This window comes from Nocardia aegles (assembly GCF_052545135.1).
Genome location: NZ_JBQWRI010000015.1, coordinates 59,903 through 77,352 on the forward strand (window position 1 = coordinate 59,903; position 17,450 = coordinate 77,352).

15 protein-coding genes and 6 pseudogenes are annotated in these 17,450 nt (G+C 64.1%); 12 read left to right on the forward strand and 9 right to left on the reverse strand.

Going from position 1 to position 17,450, the window contains the following annotated elements; all coding sequences use genetic code 11:
- The first annotated feature begins 87 nt into the window (after positions 1 to 87).
- Positions 88 to 720 (forward strand): IS5 family transposase, encoded by a 633-nt coding sequence (locus ACT89H_RS27775; protein WP_445111641.1) that lies wholly within the window; start codon positions 88 to 90, stop codon positions 718 to 720.
- 27 nt (positions 721 to 747) lie between these two features.
- Positions 748 to 822, forward strand: a pseudogene (locus ACT89H_RS27780) (hypothetical protein); the annotation flags it as partial.
- Positions 823 to 832: 10 nt separating this feature from the next.
- Here the strand turns inward: ACT89H_RS27780 and ACT89H_RS27785 are convergent.
- Complete coding sequence (locus ACT89H_RS27785; protein WP_445111626.1) at positions 833 to 1,333, reverse strand: hypothetical protein; 501 nt, start codon at positions 1,331 to 1,333, stop codon at positions 833 to 835.
- Positions 1,334 to 1,754: 421 nt separating this feature from the next.
- Complete coding sequence (locus ACT89H_RS27790; protein ID WP_445111627.1) at positions 1,755 to 2,354, reverse strand: hypothetical protein; 600 nt, start codon at positions 2,352 to 2,354, stop codon at positions 1,755 to 1,757.
- 5 nt (positions 2,355 to 2,359) lie between these two features.
- Between ACT89H_RS27790 and ACT89H_RS27795 the strand changes: the two genes are divergently transcribed.
- Both ACT89H_RS27795 and ACT89H_RS27800 read left to right on the forward strand, forming a co-directional pair.
- The gene (locus ACT89H_RS27795) at positions 2,360 to 2,752 is read left to right on the forward strand and encodes a hypothetical protein (protein ID WP_445111628.1); all 393 of its coding nucleotides are present in this window, start codon (positions 2,360 to 2,362) and stop codon (positions 2,750 to 2,752) included.
- 128 nt (positions 2,753 to 2,880) lie between these two features.
- On the forward strand, positions 2,881 to 3,123 hold the full coding sequence (locus ACT89H_RS27800) for a hypothetical protein (protein ID WP_445111629.1): 243 nt from the start codon (positions 2,881 to 2,883) through the stop codon (positions 3,121 to 3,123).
- A 545-nt stretch (positions 3,124 to 3,668) separates the two neighbouring features.
- Here the strand turns inward: ACT89H_RS27800 and ACT89H_RS27805 are convergent.
- Positions 3,669 to 4,592, reverse strand: a complete 924-nt coding sequence (locus ACT89H_RS27805; RefSeq protein ID WP_445111630.1) for an aminoglycoside phosphotransferase family protein — start codon at positions 4,590 to 4,592, stop codon at positions 3,669 to 3,671.
- The gene (locus ACT89H_RS27810; protein ID WP_445111631.1) at positions 4,589 to 5,962 is read right to left on the reverse strand and encodes an NsdA family TPR-like regulatory protein; all 1,374 of its coding nucleotides are present in this window, start codon (positions 5,960 to 5,962) and stop codon (positions 4,589 to 4,591) included. The genes ACT89H_RS27805 and ACT89H_RS27810 overlap by 4 nt, the downstream gene beginning before the upstream one ends.
- Before the next feature lie 293 nt (positions 5,963 to 6,255).
- Between ACT89H_RS27810 and ACT89H_RS27815 the strand changes: the two genes are divergently transcribed.
- The 5 genes from ACT89H_RS27815 (at position 6,256) to ACT89H_RS27835 (ending at position 9,867) form a co-directional block, all read left to right on the forward strand.
- Positions 6,256 to 7,158, forward strand: coding sequence for a hypothetical protein (locus ACT89H_RS27815; RefSeq protein WP_445111632.1), 903 nt, complete (start codon positions 6,256 to 6,258; stop codon positions 7,156 to 7,158).
- A gap of 3 nt (positions 7,159 to 7,161) precedes the next feature.
- Positions 7,162 to 7,692, forward strand: a complete 531-nt coding sequence (locus tag ACT89H_RS27820; protein ID WP_445111633.1) for a hypothetical protein — start codon at positions 7,162 to 7,164, stop codon at positions 7,690 to 7,692.
- Between the two features lie 26 nt (positions 7,693 to 7,718).
- A complete protein-coding gene (locus ACT89H_RS27825; RefSeq protein WP_445111634.1) occupies positions 7,719 to 8,237 on the forward strand; it encodes a hypothetical protein in 519 nt (172 codons plus the stop codon).
- Between the two features lie 250 nt (positions 8,238 to 8,487).
- Positions 8,488 to 9,357, forward strand: coding sequence for a nucleoside hydrolase (locus ACT89H_RS27830; protein WP_445111635.1), 870 nt, complete (start codon positions 8,488 to 8,490; stop codon positions 9,355 to 9,357).
- A gap of 309 nt (positions 9,358 to 9,666) precedes the next feature.
- Complete coding sequence (locus tag ACT89H_RS27835; protein WP_445111636.1) at positions 9,667 to 9,867, forward strand: cold-shock protein; 201 nt, start codon at positions 9,667 to 9,669, stop codon at positions 9,865 to 9,867.
- A 149-nt stretch (positions 9,868 to 10,016) separates the two neighbouring features.
- Here ACT89H_RS27835 and ACT89H_RS27840 read toward each other — a convergent pair.
- Positions 10,017 to 10,717, reverse strand: a pseudogene (locus ACT89H_RS27840) (IS256 family transposase); the annotation flags it as partial.
- Between the two features lie 96 nt (positions 10,718 to 10,813).
- On the opposite strand from ACT89H_RS27840, the pseudogene ACT89H_RS27845 reads away from it, so the two are divergent.
- From ACT89H_RS27845 to ACT89H_RS27855, 3 genes and pseudogenes are all read left to right on the forward strand, one after another.
- Positions 10,814 to 12,339: pseudogene (locus tag ACT89H_RS27845) on the forward strand (ISL3 family transposase).
- 219 nt (positions 12,340 to 12,558) lie between these two features.
- Positions 12,559 to 13,545: a glycosyltransferase family 2 protein gene (locus ACT89H_RS27850; protein ID WP_445111637.1), complete on the forward strand. Its 987-nt coding sequence runs from the start codon at positions 12,559 to 12,561 to the stop codon at positions 13,543 to 13,545.
- Positions 13,546 to 13,965: 420 nt separating this feature from the next.
- Positions 13,966 to 14,304 (forward strand): annotated as a pseudogene (locus ACT89H_RS27855) (transposase); the annotation flags it as partial.
- Between the two features lie 14 nt (positions 14,305 to 14,318).
- On the opposite strand, the pseudogene ACT89H_RS27860 reads toward ACT89H_RS27855, so the two are convergent.
- The 4 genes and pseudogenes from ACT89H_RS27860 to ACT89H_RS27875 all read right to left on the reverse strand — a co-directional run.
- Positions 14,319 to 14,633 (reverse strand): annotated as a pseudogene (locus ACT89H_RS27860) (transposase); the annotation flags it as partial.
- 46 nt (positions 14,634 to 14,679) lie between these two features.
- A pseudogene (locus tag ACT89H_RS27865) lies at positions 14,680 to 14,920 on the reverse strand (transposase); the annotation flags it as partial.
- Between the two features lie 110 nt (positions 14,921 to 15,030).
- Positions 15,031 to 15,960 (reverse strand): glycosyltransferase family 2 protein, encoded by a 930-nt coding sequence (locus ACT89H_RS27870; RefSeq protein ID WP_445111638.1) that lies wholly within the window; start codon positions 15,958 to 15,960, stop codon positions 15,031 to 15,033.
- Positions 15,957 to 17,450 (reverse strand): condensation domain-containing protein (locus ACT89H_RS27875; RefSeq protein WP_445111639.1); only part of this gene is annotated, 1,494 nt, incomplete at its 5' end. The genes ACT89H_RS27870 and ACT89H_RS27875, both read right to left, overlap by 4 nt.

The window sequence follows — 17,450 nt, forward strand, 5'->3', positions numbered from 1 at the left end:
GGCAGACGGTGTGGAAGCGGCAGCGGCGCTATGCCGGGGACGGTACCTGGGATCGGGTGCTGGTCGCGCTGGCGGCGCTGGCCGATGATGGCGGCGGCCTGGACTGGGCGGTGTCGGTGGACTCCTCGATCGCGCGCGTGCACCAGCACGGCGCGACCGCCGCCCGCCACACAGGGGGCTCGGTCGAATTACAACAATCTGCTCGATGAGCCCGCCGATCATGCCATCGGCCGATCCCGCGGCGGGCTGACCACCAAGATGCATCTGGCCTGTGACGGCAACGGCCGGGCTTTGCCGGTGCTGATCGGACCCGGCCAAGGCGGCGACAGCCCGATGTTCGCGGCCGTGCTGGACGGGATCGGTGTTCCTCGGCTGCGCGGTGGTGCGCCGCGCACTCGCCCGGACGAGGTCCGCGCCGACAAGGGTTACTCCTCGGCAGCCAACCGGATGCTGCTGCGGGGCAGAGCGATCAAGGCGGTGATCCCCGAACGCGCCGACCAGATCGCCAACCGCAAGCGCAAGGGCCGCGCCGGCGGGCGGCCACCGGGCTTCGACAAGCAGGCATACCGGGGCCGCAATGTCGTCGAACGCGCTTTCAACAAGGCAAAACAGTGGCGAGCCATCGCCACCCGCTACGACAAGCTCGCCATCGTCTACCGCGCCAACCTCGTCATAGCCCTCGCCATCGAATGGCTCAAGCTATTGGGAGACACGCCCTAGTTCGCCGACGCCGGCAGACGCCGCTACAACATCGGCCAGATCGCCACCGAGTTCGGCGTCACCCGCCCCACCCTCTACCGACACCTCGGCAACACCCCATAGAACTGCACCCTCAATGCGGCCGTTTGAACCAGGCTCCCGCACTGCGCTGAGACAAAAGGATCACGATTGCCAGACTCGCGCCGAAGCCGAAGAGTCCGGGCGGGCGCCCCTGTGACATACCGCCGAGGCCCCACAGGATTCCGACGCCCGCGAAAACGATCGCGGCCACGCGCACGCCGTTCCCGTTCACGGTGAAACCGCACGCGAAGAGGGCCAGGAAGAAGGCAGGAAGGAAGCCCCCGATCAGCGCGCCACACAACTCGGGCTTACCCATGGCGCCTGCGAGCACCGCCAGCGCGACGCCGAGACCGCCGAACAGCCAGGAGATGATCTGCGCCGCTCTCACCGGTCTGGGCATCCTGGTGGGATGCGCCAGGATCCCACTGTCCGGCTGGTATTCGTGTGGCGACGGTACGTAGGCCGGCTGCGATCCCGGCCAGCTGTCCGACCCGGCAGGATAGGCCTCGTAGCCCGAGCCGTTCGTCCCGTCGTGGTTCTTGCCCAAATCCACTGGATCTCCCCATCTCTTTCGTCCCAGCCGGTCCCGCAGCAGCGAACACTACCGGGGACCGCCCGCTCCACCATCCACCACATCGATACGCGACATGCAGTTATGACTACCGGTGTTGTCATAATCGGTGGCGCGGATGTTTCGGGATGCCCGAGGGCATCAAGGTGGTTCGAGAGATGCACATGAAAGTACATAAAAATCAACGAACTCCACACCATCACCGCTTAAGTCGCCGAAACCGCCCGCAGGACCCTCGTCATCGGCGCCACCTGACAGTGCGAGAACACCGCCACTTCCCGCCCCGAGTCACACACAGGGCTGTTTCCGCATGATCGGGGTGGCGCCGCCGTCGCTTCCGGGGCATGTCTTCAAGGGGTCATTTGACGACATCAACGGATGCGGCTCGGAGGTCAGGCGCGTCCTATCGGCCATGGATCGGCGGCCCATGGCCGATGCTGATCGGCGAGGGAAGCTCGTCCAGTCGCACGCCCATGGTGCGGATTACCGCGTAGACGTCGTTGTCGCACATCGGGCATAGGCGTGTGGCGTATTCGGTGGCTGTGGGCAGGAAGTCGGTGGGGATGCCGGGTTCGGCGAGGAAGGCGCGTTCGCGCTGGAAGTGTTCCAGCGTCCGGGCCGACAGGGTCGCCAGCGCGAGCAGCTGCTGTGCGGTGGCCGGATCTATGCGGGCGCGGTCGATCGCCGCGGTCACTTCGGTGATAGCCCGCCTCCAGGCGGTGACCAACGGGGTCGGTTTGTCGCCCTCGTAGACCGGGGCGTGCGACGGGGTCACCAGCGCCGAGGCGAGATCGCCTTCAGCGGTGATATCGCGCGCCGCAACGAGATCGAGCGCGACCGCTGCCGCATGCCGCATCGCTTCCTGCATCGGCAGGTCCATCAGCTCGTAGGGTTTCCACACGCTCAGGCCGCCGCGCGACCCGCGGCCGGTGGTCTGCCAGATCATTTCGAGGCGCCGCTTGGTGTGCTGGCGGTGGCCGATCAGGCTGACCTCGTCGATCACATCTGGTGCTCGCCGACTGGTCCGATCGCCAGGACCAGGTCGAGCTGACGACCCGGCTGGCCCAGGGACTGCTCACCGCACAAGCAGGCGGAACACCACCGGCCGAAGCAGCGGTCGAACGTGTCGCGGCAGCGATGCGGGCGCGCACCCCGATCAGCAGCGACCACAAAGCGCAGACGATCGAGCTGATGCTGGTGATGTGGATGAACATCACTCCCCTCATCGCCAACTGGAAATGGGCGCTGTACCGCAGCGAGTCACTCCTCAAAGCCGTCGCAGACTGTGTCACAGGCAACTACTACTCATACGGCACCGCCACGCTGTACGTGCCCGCCGGATACACCTCGCAGAACAACAGGACCGAATTCGCCTCGGAATTGACACACATCGACTGCTGACTGACGCCATGCCCGCTCGCGCGGCTGCAGTCGTCAGTGCGAGCAGGTCACCGTCCGTGCGATGCCGAAGCACCCAAGCCTTCTTCGGCTTTGGCCGTCTGACCTCACCTCTGGTAGGCGGAGAGGAAATGCTGGTGCATCGGACGGCTCCCAGGGCGAAGCAGCAGGTTCCCAGTGGCGGCAAGCACCGGCTGCGGGGCCATGATCGTCCGGACGCCGCCGCGCGTCAAGGGCACACGGTCGTGCTGCGGGCAGGCAGGAAACCGGCATATACGTGCGCGCAGGACTTCCTGCTGGCCACCGAGCTGCCCACGAGCGAGTCGATGTCCTCGGCGGGCGCTCTCATGCTCCGGACACCCCGGCAACGCTGACAGAGGACCAGATCCAGGCCGCAGACGACGCCTACTTCGAGCGAATGAATCAGCGAGGCTGGAGATCAGGTCGGTAAGGATGTGGAAGATCAGCGGCTGGCACAGCCCGCCAGCGCAACCGGTCGCCTCCGCGATGAGTCGCATACGCTGAACTCGGCCTTCGTGTGCATACAGCTGCACAGCGACCCACCGCAGCTCGGCACGATGCCGGTTCAGCCAGTGCCATTGACCCGTCCACTGCTCGCCGCTACGACCACGACGGATGTAATTCCCAGGCGGTCCCCTCCGCCGGACATGGACGGTGACAGCCGCGGGTGGTGGTGCCGGAAGATCTTCACACCCCCGGGACACCCCGCCCATCATCAATGACCCGCTGCTGCACCGGTCCCACCATCCGCGTATTCGGTAGAAACCAGCAGTGTTGTTCCTTCCGGTCGTAGCGGATGCTGAGTCGGTGGTCGTCGGTCAGCCGAGAAATAATGCGTTCAATCACCCAACGGTGGCCGCCGAGGCACTGCGAGGATTCGATCTGACCATGTGATCGGCTATCGGTACGTTGTCCACATTACTGACCGATCACCGTTTCTGAACGATGTAAAGCGGTGATTCCACTGATCGAACAGTGCGGGATTAGATCTCAGCGTAGGCAGCACGCTGGTCACCAACTGCAGTTCCCGGATTTTTCGCAAAACCGGAAAACCTCGCCACTCTAGAACATCGACACCGTACTCGGCAACCAATTGCCTGTGGTAGTCGGTGCCATAGTCGAAACGCAGTTTTCCTACAGCAATTGGAGTGAGATCCCATTCCCGGGGCCCTATGGCGACCGAATCGAAATCGCATAAGACTGCACCGCCCGGTCCGCCAATGAGGTTGCCGACGAAAGCGTCGCCGTGTATAGGACCCGGCGGAAGCAGGAAGCCGACACCCACTAGTTCCTGTTCCAGCTCGTTGCAGGAAGATTCGAGGAATTCCCGATCGCCGTCTGCGAGAACATCCGCGTCTCGGATACGCTTCCTGACCGAGTTTAGCGTGTTCCACCTGGGTAGTTCGAAGTCGGGCGCGGCAAGGTTGTGAAAGCGACGCAGAACTCTTCCGAGGTCGCGGCCGTCCGGTTGCGCCCGCTGGTCGCACTCGTCGACTCGATGCCAGAAAGTCACTGCGGTCTCGTCAAGCTGCAGAGGCTGTGGAAAATCCTCGGCGAGCCGAACGGCAGGAATATCGTTTCCGGCCAGCCATCGAGCCGTCGCGACAATTTTCGGAATCAGATTTCGCACTGCGCGTGATCCAGCAATCCGAATAACCAGAGGCTCGGACTCGAGGGCGTATACAGCATTGTTGGTGAACTTGATAAGTCGTGCGCCGGTCGGATCCAGATCCGCGGCGGCGCAGGAAGCATGGAGAGCCCTGTCGGCCCACTTGACCTCTGGATCGGCGTGCAGATCGCCACTGATCAGCGAATTTGTCATTGGACAGCCTCTAGTGAATCGATTGTACGGGCCAGCTCTTTGAGTTCAGGGTCATTCGGGTATTTAATCGCTGCCCTCCTCAATGGCGCCAGTCTATCGACTGTTCGAACCGACCTCACTGTCGAGGCAGTTGCTACCGCGCTTCTTCCGAATCGTAGGCCGTCTTCCCGCTGACCAGACTGGAGAAGCGCGGTGGCTAGCGCAGTGAGTTCGAAAGCCTTACTTCGGTTCATGTCAGGACCACGGCGAGCAAGTGCCGCCTGCAGGAAATCGATGCCATCTGCCAGATCTCGATTCGCAGCCTTATCCATAGCAACAACGGCTACGCCGATGGAAGCGTTCAGATCGGCTTCGCCGAAGAACCTCACCCACACCGGGGCGTTCTCGAGTTCCGCACGGCTGAACTCGTCTTGGGCCCGGCTTACCGAGCGGCGCATCTGTTCGCGGTCTCCGAGTTGGCCGTAAGTCCATGCTTCGTTTACACACAGCATAGCAACGGTCAACGAACATCCCGAGTCCTGCGCAGCGATCTGACCGAGCTGGAAGAACCTCAGAGCTTCGTGTGGCATTGCACGGTGGAGGTGCAGCCTGCCTGTGCGATAGAGGATATTCGCCGACAGTGAAAAGTCGTTGGTGCTCCGGGCTAGTTCGAGGGCCCGCCCGAAATGCTTGCGAGCGGGACTGTACATACCGACATCGAACGAGGTCCAGCCAGCCAAGTTGTGCAGGTCCGCCAAGGCAGACCTCAGCCGGAGTTTGGCCTGTTCCCCTCCATCTGCGTTGAGCAGTTGCTGTGACCAGCGTACTTGCGCGGCGATGGCGTCGCGACATGCGCCGCCACCGTGGCGGTAGTCGATCGCTCGCATAGCCGCAGTGAGCGCTCGAATACGCTCGACGTCCGACTGTCCAATCCTGGTCGGAGCGGGCGCGATCTCTCGTTCGAGAGGCTGCCACCAGTGCGCCACGTCGTCCGCGGCCGTTCCCATCGTTACGTTTGCCGCATAAGAGAGCAATGATCGAACTTCGTCGCGTTCGGATCCGATGGGCGAACAGGTAGCCGCCGCCAGGTCGAGATTGTTTTGGGTGGACTCGTCGTAAGCTAGTCCCATATATCCCCGTGGAATTCTCAGTCCATCGGCGATCTTGCCAAGGACGTCGTACGCGCTGATCCGCCGACCCCGGTGCAGGACTTGATACACCTCGGATGAGGTCAAACCGGCCTGCCGGCCGATCTCCCGCTGAGAGAAGCCCCCACGCTGAAGTAGTTCGAAAACTCTTTTCAGGTCGCGGTGTGCGAGCGCCGCTCGCATAGCTGGGCTCTCCCAGAGAGCGGGAGCGATCGTAACAGCGGATGCCTCATGCACATTCATCGCGACTCCATCTGTCGCTCATACCTCGGCTGTTGATCATCATCCTCAGGCTATCGGCCACAGATCGCCGGTGGGAGCCCTGCCTGCAAATCGACTACGTCACGTAGGCACCCAAAGCGGCTACGTAACTACACGTCTCGACGGAGTTACCCCACGCTGCGGCTCACTCGATGATGGTGGCAACACCACGTACCCGGTGACCGGCAATGGACGGCACCCGAGACACCAGCACAAGTTGGCACACGATGACGGCTCTGTCGGCCGGAATCGATGACGACGAGAGGAGTCATTTGATGTGGTTCGGATACGCACGATCGGAACTGCTAACCGGTCTCGAACGCGCCGCAGTGAGCAGCGCGATGCACGACTACGCGACGTATTTTGCGTTGGGACCCGGCCGGGTGGTTATCGAACCGGCCGCGCCCGAGCGGGTGTTGCGGGCGTTGCTCGAGGATCTCGACCACTGCGATCCCGCTGCTGCGGTGAGGTGGCGGTTGGAACGGATCGCCGCGTCTCGGGATATCGATCTGGCACGCGTGCTCGATGCCGACTCCCCCCGTACGCAGGTGTTGTGGCAGGTGATGGAGGAGATCGAGGGTCATGGGCGTGGTCATCTCATCGTGCCGTCGCGGGCACATTTGACCGGTCTGGGCGCGTCCGGGCGAGCGGTCGTGCAACGGCTCACGCGGATGCCGCAAGCGCACGTCTACTTCCTGGACTCCGCCACGGCCACCGATGTCCCCGCGAGGGTTCCGCTGCAGGGCACGTCTGATGCGCCGCGCCCGGGTGAGCGGGTGCTGGTCGAATCATCTGTCGGGGCGGTGCCGACCGTGACGCGATTCGACATGGTCGAAGCGCTGACTCGTCGGGGTTGGCCGGAGCTGATCGAGGTCGTGGATGCGGTGTATGTGGCATTGGTCGATGACGCCAACACCGCGGCCAACGCAGCGGGTGAAGTCGGGCTCGGGCTCGGCGAGCTGGGCGGTGTCATCCGCCTGGTGCAGCGCGATGACGGGCAGCTGGTGGTCGAGTTGGACGAATCCCGCCACCGCGACGACGATCTGGTCGCGGCGCTGACCGCGCTGTGCGCGCATGCCGAGAGATTCGCCGACCGGGGACACACCATCACTCGGTGCACGCTGCCTTCGGAGTACACCCTGCCGGTCGCGGTGCCGGTCGAATGTTCGGGTCGGTAGGCGGTGAGTGCGCAGTCTCGACCGAGGTGCGCGGCGGAATCACCGGCCGGAAGCAGTTCGGCAGGCCCGGACGCGCTGCTGACGCCCGAGCAGCTGCTCGCGGCGATCACCGGGCACCTCGACAGCGACGCCCCGTTGACCAGGTGGGCGCGCGAACTCGGTGATCTGCATGCCGCGCTGTTGCCTGGTTGCGTGGATTCCGGCCATCAGCCTGCGGGTTTCGATGATGCGGCGGTGCGCAGGCAGATCACCGACGTGATCGAAAAGGTCAATTCCTGGGCTGCGTTTCATCTGCCACGCCCGACCGGCGCGCGCAGGCACACCCACTGCCTCGGGGAGGTGATCAGCCATGTCGCCCAGACATTTGCCGAAGCCTGGTGGACGGTGCGCCACACCGATGACGAGCAGTTGCGTCACGAGGCGTGGTTCCACCTGGGCGAGGTCCGGGAAGGCTACGCCGATCTGCTGGCCGATATTCATGCCTGCCGGGTGGAGCTGCCCCTGGGATGGCGCGGCATCTGCCCCACACGATGACCATGAGAACAAGGAGCGACACGCCGGTGGACGCGCATACCGAAAGCCTGGCCGGGCTGCCGCAAGCGAAGGAATGGATCACTCATTTCGCCCGACAGCTGCCCGCGCGGCACACACCCGCCGGACTCGGCGCTGCCTTCGCAACTGCGGCGCTGCGAGCGAAGGCATGGTTGCGCGAGCGCGTTGCCCAGTCCAGCACATCCGCGGCAGGCAGCCGCAGTGTCGGGTGGGTAGCGCTGCTGTCCACGTCGATCGTGGACGCCCATCACCGCAGGACTCAGGCCACCGGGCCGGACAGGGACGCGATCGACCGCGAGATCGCCTGGTGTGTCCGAACGATCGACGCGAAACTCGCCGTGCTCCTCGACATGACCGCCGCCCGCCTCGATATCGGACGACTGGTGTCGATCATGGCCGAGCGGTGGGTGACCTACACGCAGCAAAGACACAACGAGGCCGCGCTCACGGCAGTGCTCGCTGCACAGCGCGCCTACACCGTCCGGGTCGAGCAACTGTCGACGCTGCCGCGCGGAGGCCCATCGTGAGACACGCCCGCCCACGACAGGCTCCTGCGGTGACCCGCGTCGCACTCACCCGTGTTCACTCGCGCTGATCAGCTACACCCGGCAAGCAGCGCACCAACCACCCGCCCTTCAGATGTGCCGCCGCCACTCGACCACGCCCGACCACACCCTCGACAGGACTCTCCCTGTGCACTCCTCACCTGACTACAACTCCCTCGGCATCGCGCCAGCTGTATCGCGCTCGACCGCACCGCAACCAATCGGCCCTGCGGTGTTCGATCGCCAGACCGTGGTGCTCGACACCGACCTGGGGCACGACCTCGACGACGCGCTGGCGCTGTGGGTCGCGGCCGAAGTCGTCGCAGACCTTATCGTGGTCACCAACGACGAAACCCCCGGCCACGACCGCGCCCGCTACGCCCGCGCACTCCTGGACCGCATCGGCCGCACAGACGTACCCGTCGTAGCCGGCAGCGCACTCGACGGCGCCGCCGACCGGTTCGTCATGCACAGCCTGCTTCCCGAGGCCCGACCGGTGCACACCGACGTCGTGGACTTCCTCGCCAGCGTGTGCGAGAGTTCCAGCAGCAGCATCGTCTGGGTCGGGATCGGACCCGTCTCGAACGTCGCCGAGTTCTTCATCACCCGTCCGCACCACATCGAGCAAATCGAGTTCACGATGATGGGCGGCTGGCTCGACCACTACCGCAACCCCAGCCGCGCCTCGCACAACCCGCGCATGGACCCCGCCGCGTTCGGGCTGGTCCTACGCGCCGCTCACCGGCCCCGGTGTGTGCTGTCCACCCACACCAACACCCCCGAACTCGCCGTTGCCCCCGACTCCCCCCTGTACACGTGGCTCACCGCGCCGGAGGCACCACCCTGGGCCGAGCTCATCGCCGCCAACGCCACCGAATGGTTCGCCCACCGGCCCTCCAGCTGGATGAACGACCCGGTCACCCTCGCCGCCGCCCTCGGCGTTCCGGCAGTCGAATTCGGCGCCGAAACCGTGCGGATCGCCGCCGACGGCCGCATCACCCGCGACCCGGCCGGACGAGCCATCGACGTCTCCGCCCGCATCGACTACCCCACCATCCTCGCCTGGCTCGCCCGCCACCTCCCCCTCAACCCGCCACCGTGACCCACCCGGCGGGATCCCGCCCACGTGATCAAGCAGCCAGAACCCCGGAAGCCCTCCCCCACCTCGCTGACAAAGTTCCTCCGCTGCGTGGCCGTCGCGCTGCTCGGCAATCCCATCACCACAGCCGTCCGGCGCGCGCGTCGGCACCGCCACACACGACGTACCCACCCACTGCCGAAACGACCGCCGCGACAAACGCTTATCACCACATACCGCTACCGAAACCGCCCCAGCCACCACCGCCCACCGCCCGACAGAACCGGGCTCTACACCCATCCCGCCGACTACGCCGGAGCAAGGAAGTACACGATGGAACACGGCACCGTGAAATGGTTCGACCCCGCCAAAGGCTTCGGATTCATCGCCCGCGACAACGGCGGTGACATCTTCGTCCACCACTCCGAAATCCTCACAGACGGCTTCCGCACCCTCGACGCCGAACAACGGGTCCAGTTCTCGGTCGGCCAGGGCCCCAAAGGGGCCGTCGCCCAAAGGGTTCAACCACTCTGACCACCAGCAGGAGAGCCCACCGCGCGCAGGCACCGAGACGACCACACTGCAACCACGCACATGCCGGAAAACAACAACCGACCTGCCACAACCCCGCAGTTAGTTCGAGACTGTCCGAATTTTTGTGGGCGAAGCAATGATCGCGTCGATTATTCTCCAGTTATCCGCTCACCGTAGAACAGGGCGAGCGTGTTGAGTATATCTTTCCATCCGGCGATCTTTCCAGTGACATTCTGCCTATTTTTCAACGGGTTCCTAATCACCAGGTAGAGTACCTTCAAAGCGGCTCGTTCGGGAAATGTCCCCGCCTGCGGGTCGCGTGCCGGAATCGGGCATTCAGGATCTCGATCGCATTCGTGGTGTACACGAGTTTGCGGATCGGTGCGGGGAACTTCAAGAAGGGAGTGAACTGCTCCCAACTGTTCCGCCAGACCGCGATCATGGCCGGATACTTCGGTTCCCACTCCGCAGCGAACTCGTCGAACAGTGTTCCGGCAGCCTCGACCGTAGGCGCGGTGTAGATGGCACGCAGTTCGCTGGTGATCCGGCTCCAGTATTTCCGCGAGGAGTATTTGAGGCCGGCCCGCACAAGATGGACGACACACTGCTGCACATCAGCCAGGGGCCAGGTGTCGTTGATCGCCTCGGGCAGCCCTTTCAGGCCGTCACAACAGACGATCATGACGTCGGCGACACCACGATTCCGCAGCTCGCCGAGGATACCGGCCCAATGTTTCGCCCCCTCTCCGCCGGTACCGACCCACAAGCCCAGAACATCACGTTCACCTGCGAGAGTGACACCGACCGCGACATACATCGGCCGGTTCACCACCCGACCATCCCGGATCTTGGCTCTGGCGCAGAATTCGTGATGCCGGGGTCTGTCAATCTAACGGCTCTGTCCCACTTTCGGTGGTAGCGCGGTGGCGGGTAGAACTACCGGTTCGTGGGTGTTGTCAATGTTCCTGTGGGCGTGGTGTTTTCGGGCTTGTTCCCGTTGATCGTCGAGGATGCGGTGGTGGAGTCGGGTCGGGTCGTGGTTCGGGCGCGGACTCCGGATTCTGCCACCGCCTGCCCTGGCTGCGGCGCGTGGTCGACCAGGGTCCACGGGTATCACGATCGGACGGTGACCGACCTGCCGTTGGACGGCCGACCAGTGGTCGTCCGTGTGCGTGTCCGCCGTCTGCAGTGTCCGACCCCGTCGTGCAGGAAAACCTTCCGTGAGCAGGTTCCCGGTGTCCTGGAACGCTATCAGCGACGCACCACACGGCTGACCTCTCAGCTGCGTGCGGTCGTGCGGGAACTGGCTGGACGAGCAAGCATCCGACTGTTGCGAGCATCGTCGATTCGCCTCTCCCGTCATACCGCCATCCGGACGCTGCTTCAGATCCCGCTGCCGCAACGCCGGGTGCCCAGTGTCGTGAGCCTCGACGATTTCGCTTTGCGCCGCCGTCACCGCTACGGCACCGTCATCATCGATGCCGTCACCCACCAGCGCATCGACGTGCTGCCCGACCGCAGGTCGGAGCCTGTCGCGGCGTGGCTGAACGCCCATCCCGGTATCGACGTCGTCGTGCGCGACGGCTCCACCACCTACGCCGAGGCCATCCGCCGCGCCGCGCCCGGTGCGATACAGGCCTCGGATCGATGGCACTTGTGGCATGGACTCGCCCAAGCCGTGGAGAGGGTGGTCGTAGCCCACAGCGGCTGCTGGTCGACCGTGGCACCGAAATATCGACAGATCAAAGGCGGGACCACCACACTGCAGCGCTGGCATGCGGTGCACGATCTACTCGATCGGGGAGTCGGGCTGCTCGACTGTGCACGCCGGCTGAACCTCTCGCTCAACACCGTCAAACGCTACGCCCGCGCGCCCGAACCCGACCGTCTGCGCCGCCCACCGCAATACCGGCCCTGCCTGGTCGACCCCTACCGTGACCATCTGCGCGCCCGCCGCGCCGCCGACCCCGGGGTCCCGGTCCCGCAACTGTTCGACGAGATCAAAGCCCTCGGCTACACCGGAGGACTCAACCTGCTCTACCGCTACACCAACCAGGGCCGCCTCACCAGCGACCGCATCACCCTCTCACCCAAACGCGTCGCCAGCTGGATTCTGACCCGGCCCGCCGACCTGCCCGACACTCGACGCGCCCACCTCGAAGAGATCACCGCTGCGTGCCCGGAGATGACCGCGCTCACCGACCTGGTTCGCGAGTCGCCCAGCTCATGACCGAACGTCGTGGCAGCGACCTCGACAGCTGGATCAAGCAGGTCCGCGAAGCGGACCTGACCGAACTCCACCCCTTCCTCACCGGCCTCGACCAGGACCACGCCGCCGCGATCGCCGGGTTGACCCTGCCCTACAGCAACGGACCCGTCGAAGGCGTCAACACTAAAACCAAGCTGATCAAACGCCAAATGTACGGTCGCGCTCGCTTTCCGCTGCTCCGGCACAGGATCCTCCTCGGATAAGCCCGGGAGCCGCTACCACCGAAAATGGGACAGAGCCGTTAGATTGACAGACCCGGCCCAGCCGCGACGGCTGCTTGGTCGCACGGGCGTTATGCGGCGCTGGCTCCTCGGATCCGTTATCCTTTGGGGATCTCCAGGGTGCTCACCACTGTTTGGGGAGAAATTTGCGGCGTGCTAGTCCGGCGCCGGAAGAGCAGCAGCTCTAGGGGCGATACGTAAATGAACGAAATTCGAAAGCCTGCGGCGGCATCTTCGAGGCCGTCACGGCCGAAGGTTGCGGTCGTTATTCCGGCGCGTAACTGCGTTCACTTGATCGACGAGCAGTTGACCGCCCTGGCGGAGCAGACCTTCTCGGGCACATACTCGGTGATTGTGTGCGACAACGGCTCCAGCGACGGCCTGAGGGCTCACCTCGGACGACACCCACTCAACGAGCGGCTGTCGCTTGAGTACGTTGACGCTTCAGGCGTCCGGGGAGCTGCACATGCAAGGAATGTGGGTGCCAACCGGGCCCACGCTGATTTCCTGGCGTTCTGTGATGCCGATGATCGCGTGGCTCCGGGATGGCTCGCTGCGCTCGTCGAAAGCGGACGCTCGGCGGATATCGTTGGGACAGGGGGTGAACTCGCACTCGATCACCGCCACGGGATCACAGGCGTGACGATGCCTGGGCAGGACGGGTGGACATGGTTGCCGTTCGTGTGCGCCGGCAGTTTCGGTGTGTGGCGAGAGGTGTGGCTGACACTTGGTGGGATGGACGCCACCTTGACGACCGCCGAGGATTGCGACTTCTCGTACCGCGCGCAGCTTCGTGGATTCAGCATTCGGCTCGACCCCGAGCCGCTGTTCACCTACCGCATGCGGGCAACGGCCCCGCAGAACTGTCGCAGAGGTGTGGCGATAGGGCGCGGGCAGGTGCGGATCGCTGCTCGCTACCACTCGTCCGGGCATCCTCCGATCCGGATGCGAGACCTACTGGCAGACTTCTGCGCCCTTGCATTCGTCAATCCGGTGACGACTTGGGCCCACGATCGTGTCTCCGTTTGGGAATGGGCGGGAGCCGCTGGACATGCAATCGGCAAAGCCATCGGGATGACAGAGCTCAAGGCACTGGCCGCATGGTCGCGAGGGCTGGACAACGCCCGTGCCTCACGATTGCGAGATTTCGGGCGTCGGCATGCGCGACGCCGCACACCGGGCCGCTGAGATTCGCCTCGTATCTCCGGAGCGGCTTTCGGTCGGGTTGGCCTGTAGCACGCGAGAGAGACGCCAGGTCGATGACACCGCGGTGTCGCGCGGCGGTGAGATAGCGAACCTTTCCGGCGCTCTTCATCCATTCTCTTGAAGCCGTGACCTGACCCCTGTGGTTGGTCCGGGGGTTGTGAGAGTCTTTGTAGCCCACGTCGTGGGTGGACGTCGCCCACGTCGTGGGTGGACGACGAGGCCACCGCCTGGTCCCCACACATCGCAGACGCTGCCGCGGCTTGACATTAAAGCCCCTGGGATGTCTTTATCGCCCGAACGCTCGCCGCGTCGATCACCACCCGTGACCAGTCGATCAACCCCCGGCTACCCAGCTCATCTAGCACGACAGTTGTAGTTCCTTACCTGTAGATTGTTGCGATGCTGGAAGATGTTGTGCCGCAGGGTATTGCGGTGTGGCGGTCGAGTCTGGATGATGTGTTCGCTCGCGTTGCTGGGGCGTTCGGGCGGGCGGAGCCGCGGGGGTGGGCGAGGGCGTATGTGACGGGGTTGCTGGCGCCAGTGGAGCGGAAGAACTCCTGGCAGCTGGCCGAGGCGGCGGGAGCGGTAAGTCCCGACGGGTGTCAGCATCTGCTCAACCGTGCGCGGTGATGCGCCGATGAGGTGCGCGATCAGGTTCGCTCGTACGTGGTCGAGGCGCTGGCTTCACCCGATGGAGTGCTGGTGGTCGATGAGACGGGTTCCGTGAAGAAGGGCCTGAAATGCCGATCTCGGCATTTCACACCCTTCTTGAGGAAACCCGTGTCGTCGGCGACAACCACCGCGGCCGGGTCACCGAGATTCTCCACCACATACGCCCGCACGTCGTCACGGACCCCGTCGACGTCCCAATCGGCTTTCCGCAGCAGCCGCTGCATCCCGTCCGGGCTGCCCTCACCAGCACGTTCAGCCTGCGTCCAGCCGTTCTTACGCTCCAAACCCGACGACAGGCCCGACTCCCGCGCCCGCCCCCGCGGCTCGGACCGGGTGAACCGGCCCCCGATCCGGGACATCAACGAATCCAACTCCACCACAACACGATCCAACACCACACATCACATCTACCAGCACGGACTCAGCCGAGTGCCGTTGCAGTACTAGCACCGCCCGGTGCAGCCGCCGCCACACACCGGCCTCGGTCCACACCGTGAACCGGTGATCCGCCGTCGGCTCACCCCGAACGATCCCGGCAGCATCCGCCACGCACAACCACTGGTCAGCACGTACACCACCGCCGTGAACACCGCCCGCTGATCCACCGGAGCAACCCCACCACCCTGCGGACGCCGCCGGAACTCCGGCAGCAACGCTCCACCAACTCCCGCAACTCATCCGGCACCAACCGCCGCGACAACACATCCACGACCGAACATCATGCAACACACAGCATCTCAACGCATCAACACACGAACTACAACCACGTAAAGCATAGTCTGAGGTCATACGAAGTCAGAAGTACAGGTACCGCTCGCTGATCCCGCCAGACATGCATCCCCAGAGTCCACCCACCGTCCACAGCCACGATCCGAACCGTTTTCGACTCCAATTCCACGGCAGTATAGGGCTGTTTACGATGATCAACGCTATCCAGTTGAACAGCTGCGCCAGGGGTGCCCGTCCGGCTCCTCGATCTCGGTATCGAGCGACGACCTTCGCCTGGCCGCGACCGTAGGTCGTCACCTGACGCCAGCTCTCGGTCAGGCTCGTTCGAAATCGGTAGGCGATCACTGCGTCTGCTGCATAACCTAGCTGGAGACCTGCCAGTTGTGCGCGCCAGCAGAACTCAATGTCGCCACCGCCCGCGATGAGCGACTCGTCGAAGCCTCCGATCGTTTGCCACGCATTCTTCCAGAAGGCAGTGTTACAGCCCTGTGCGTAGGGGAGGTAGTTGCCGCACACCGGAAGCGCTGCAGGATCCGGCACCTCCCTCCATGCCGCGACCACCGGATCGTTGAGGGTGGTCTTCTCCAGGCTTCCGCCCACGATGTCCACCGCTGTCGCCGCGGCGGCCAGTGCCGACAGCCACGTCTGACTTACCTGGTCGTCGGCGTCGCAGCATGCGATGAAGTCGTACTGGCTGGCGCGGACGCCTTCGTTGCGTCCATGGCACTCTCCCACGGTGCCGGATGCGTCGATCCAACGCAGATCCAATGTGGCGCGCGTCGGGTGCCGACGGATCTTGTCCTGCATTCCGTCTGTAGATCCGTTGTCGGCAATGACTACCTCGAACGCGCCCTCGAAGTCCTGCAACGTCAGCGCATGGAGTTGGACATCGATGGTCGCCGTGTTGTTCCGAACGGGGATAACGACGGATATTTCTGTGGGGCGTGGGCGGTCGGGTCCGGAGGTGCGATCGAGTCCGACTTCTGGCGATGTCACTTCTTCAAGTCCTTTACGTCGAAGCGCTCGGGTATGCGGTCGGGGTTGCGGGCGAGTCGGTCAATGAGGTCGACGAACTGGTCCGCAAGAAACCGTGCCTCAGTCTCGGTGAACATCCACTCGGGCGTGATGAAGTAGCCTTCGATTCCGCACGGCGTTCCGTCTTCATCGACGAGTGCAACGAGACTGAATTCGACGTCGTGTTGTCCGACATCGGTACCGAATGAGTACTGCTCGACTTCTGCTCCGGGCAGCTGCAGTCGAATCGACGCGTCCGATCGTTGATACTCGCGCATCACGAGCATCGCTTGAAAAAGCGGCCCGGGAGGCAGCGGGGTTCTCGATCTCTCGAGGTGCTGCTTTAGTTCGAACTCGGATACGTCCTTATTCTCGAACGCGGACAACGCGATTCGGTTCATCGCCGCTAGCAGATCGGCGTACGTCGCCGATTGCTGTATCACGATGCGCAGCGGAACGTCGATGGCGAAGTTCCCGAGCATGTCCTCGAGTCCGGCGGTCTCTCGCTCAGCAGAGCCGCACGCCACCGTCACGTCGTTGGACTCCGACAGCGTCGAGACGAACACCGCGAATGCTGTTTGTACTGCGATAAATAGGGTCGTCTTCTGAAATTTGGCAGCGTCCCGGAGCAGCGCGTGGGTGGCGGAATCGATGCGGACAGGAAGCGTGCGACCGTGCCACGATCTCGAAACTGACGGCACTCCTCTGCCGACAATATCGAGCGGGTGGGCCCTACCGCGGAGCGTGCGCTCCCAGTAGCGCAGACGTTGGTTGAGCGGGCTGTCCGAGTCGGTGGGATCGCCGCGGAGCGTATCCTGCCAGACTGCGTAATCGGCGAACTGGATGTCGTCTGGTTTCCGAGGGCCTTCGCCGAGCAACTGCCGTGCGTAGGCGCGGCAGATTTCCTGCATGAGTAGCTTCAGCCCGACAGCGTCGACCGCGACGTGGTTGACGGACAATCCAAAAAACAGTGTCTGGTCGGGAACGGTGAACACGGCGGCGCGAAACGGCAATTGGCTTCGCAGGTCGAACGGCCGGTCGACGAACTCCTTCATCACGCCGGCGATGTCGTTCCAGCCCACGTTCCGTCGCGCCACCTCAAATCCCGATTCTGACACGTCGGCGACGTGCTGGACGGGCGATCCTTTCTGGACCGGAAAGGTCGTCCGCAATATGTCGAAGGCTGCGACGACGTCGACGACCGCAGCGCACAACAGGTCCGGCGCGGTCCCGATGACGTGCCAGGTGAAGGTCATGTTCCACAGGCTCGACGGACCGGCGTCGTTGGCATACCACATGCGATGCTGTGCGGCGGTGAGCGGCACGGGTGCCGATGGGGTGCGTGGAGCCAAAGGCAGCGTTCTCGATACCCGCACGCAGTCCCCGACCACGCGGGCCAGGCTGCTCGGCGTGGATGCCTCGAACACGTCCCGCACGTGGAGGTCCAGGCCGAGGGCGTCGTTGACTCGGAT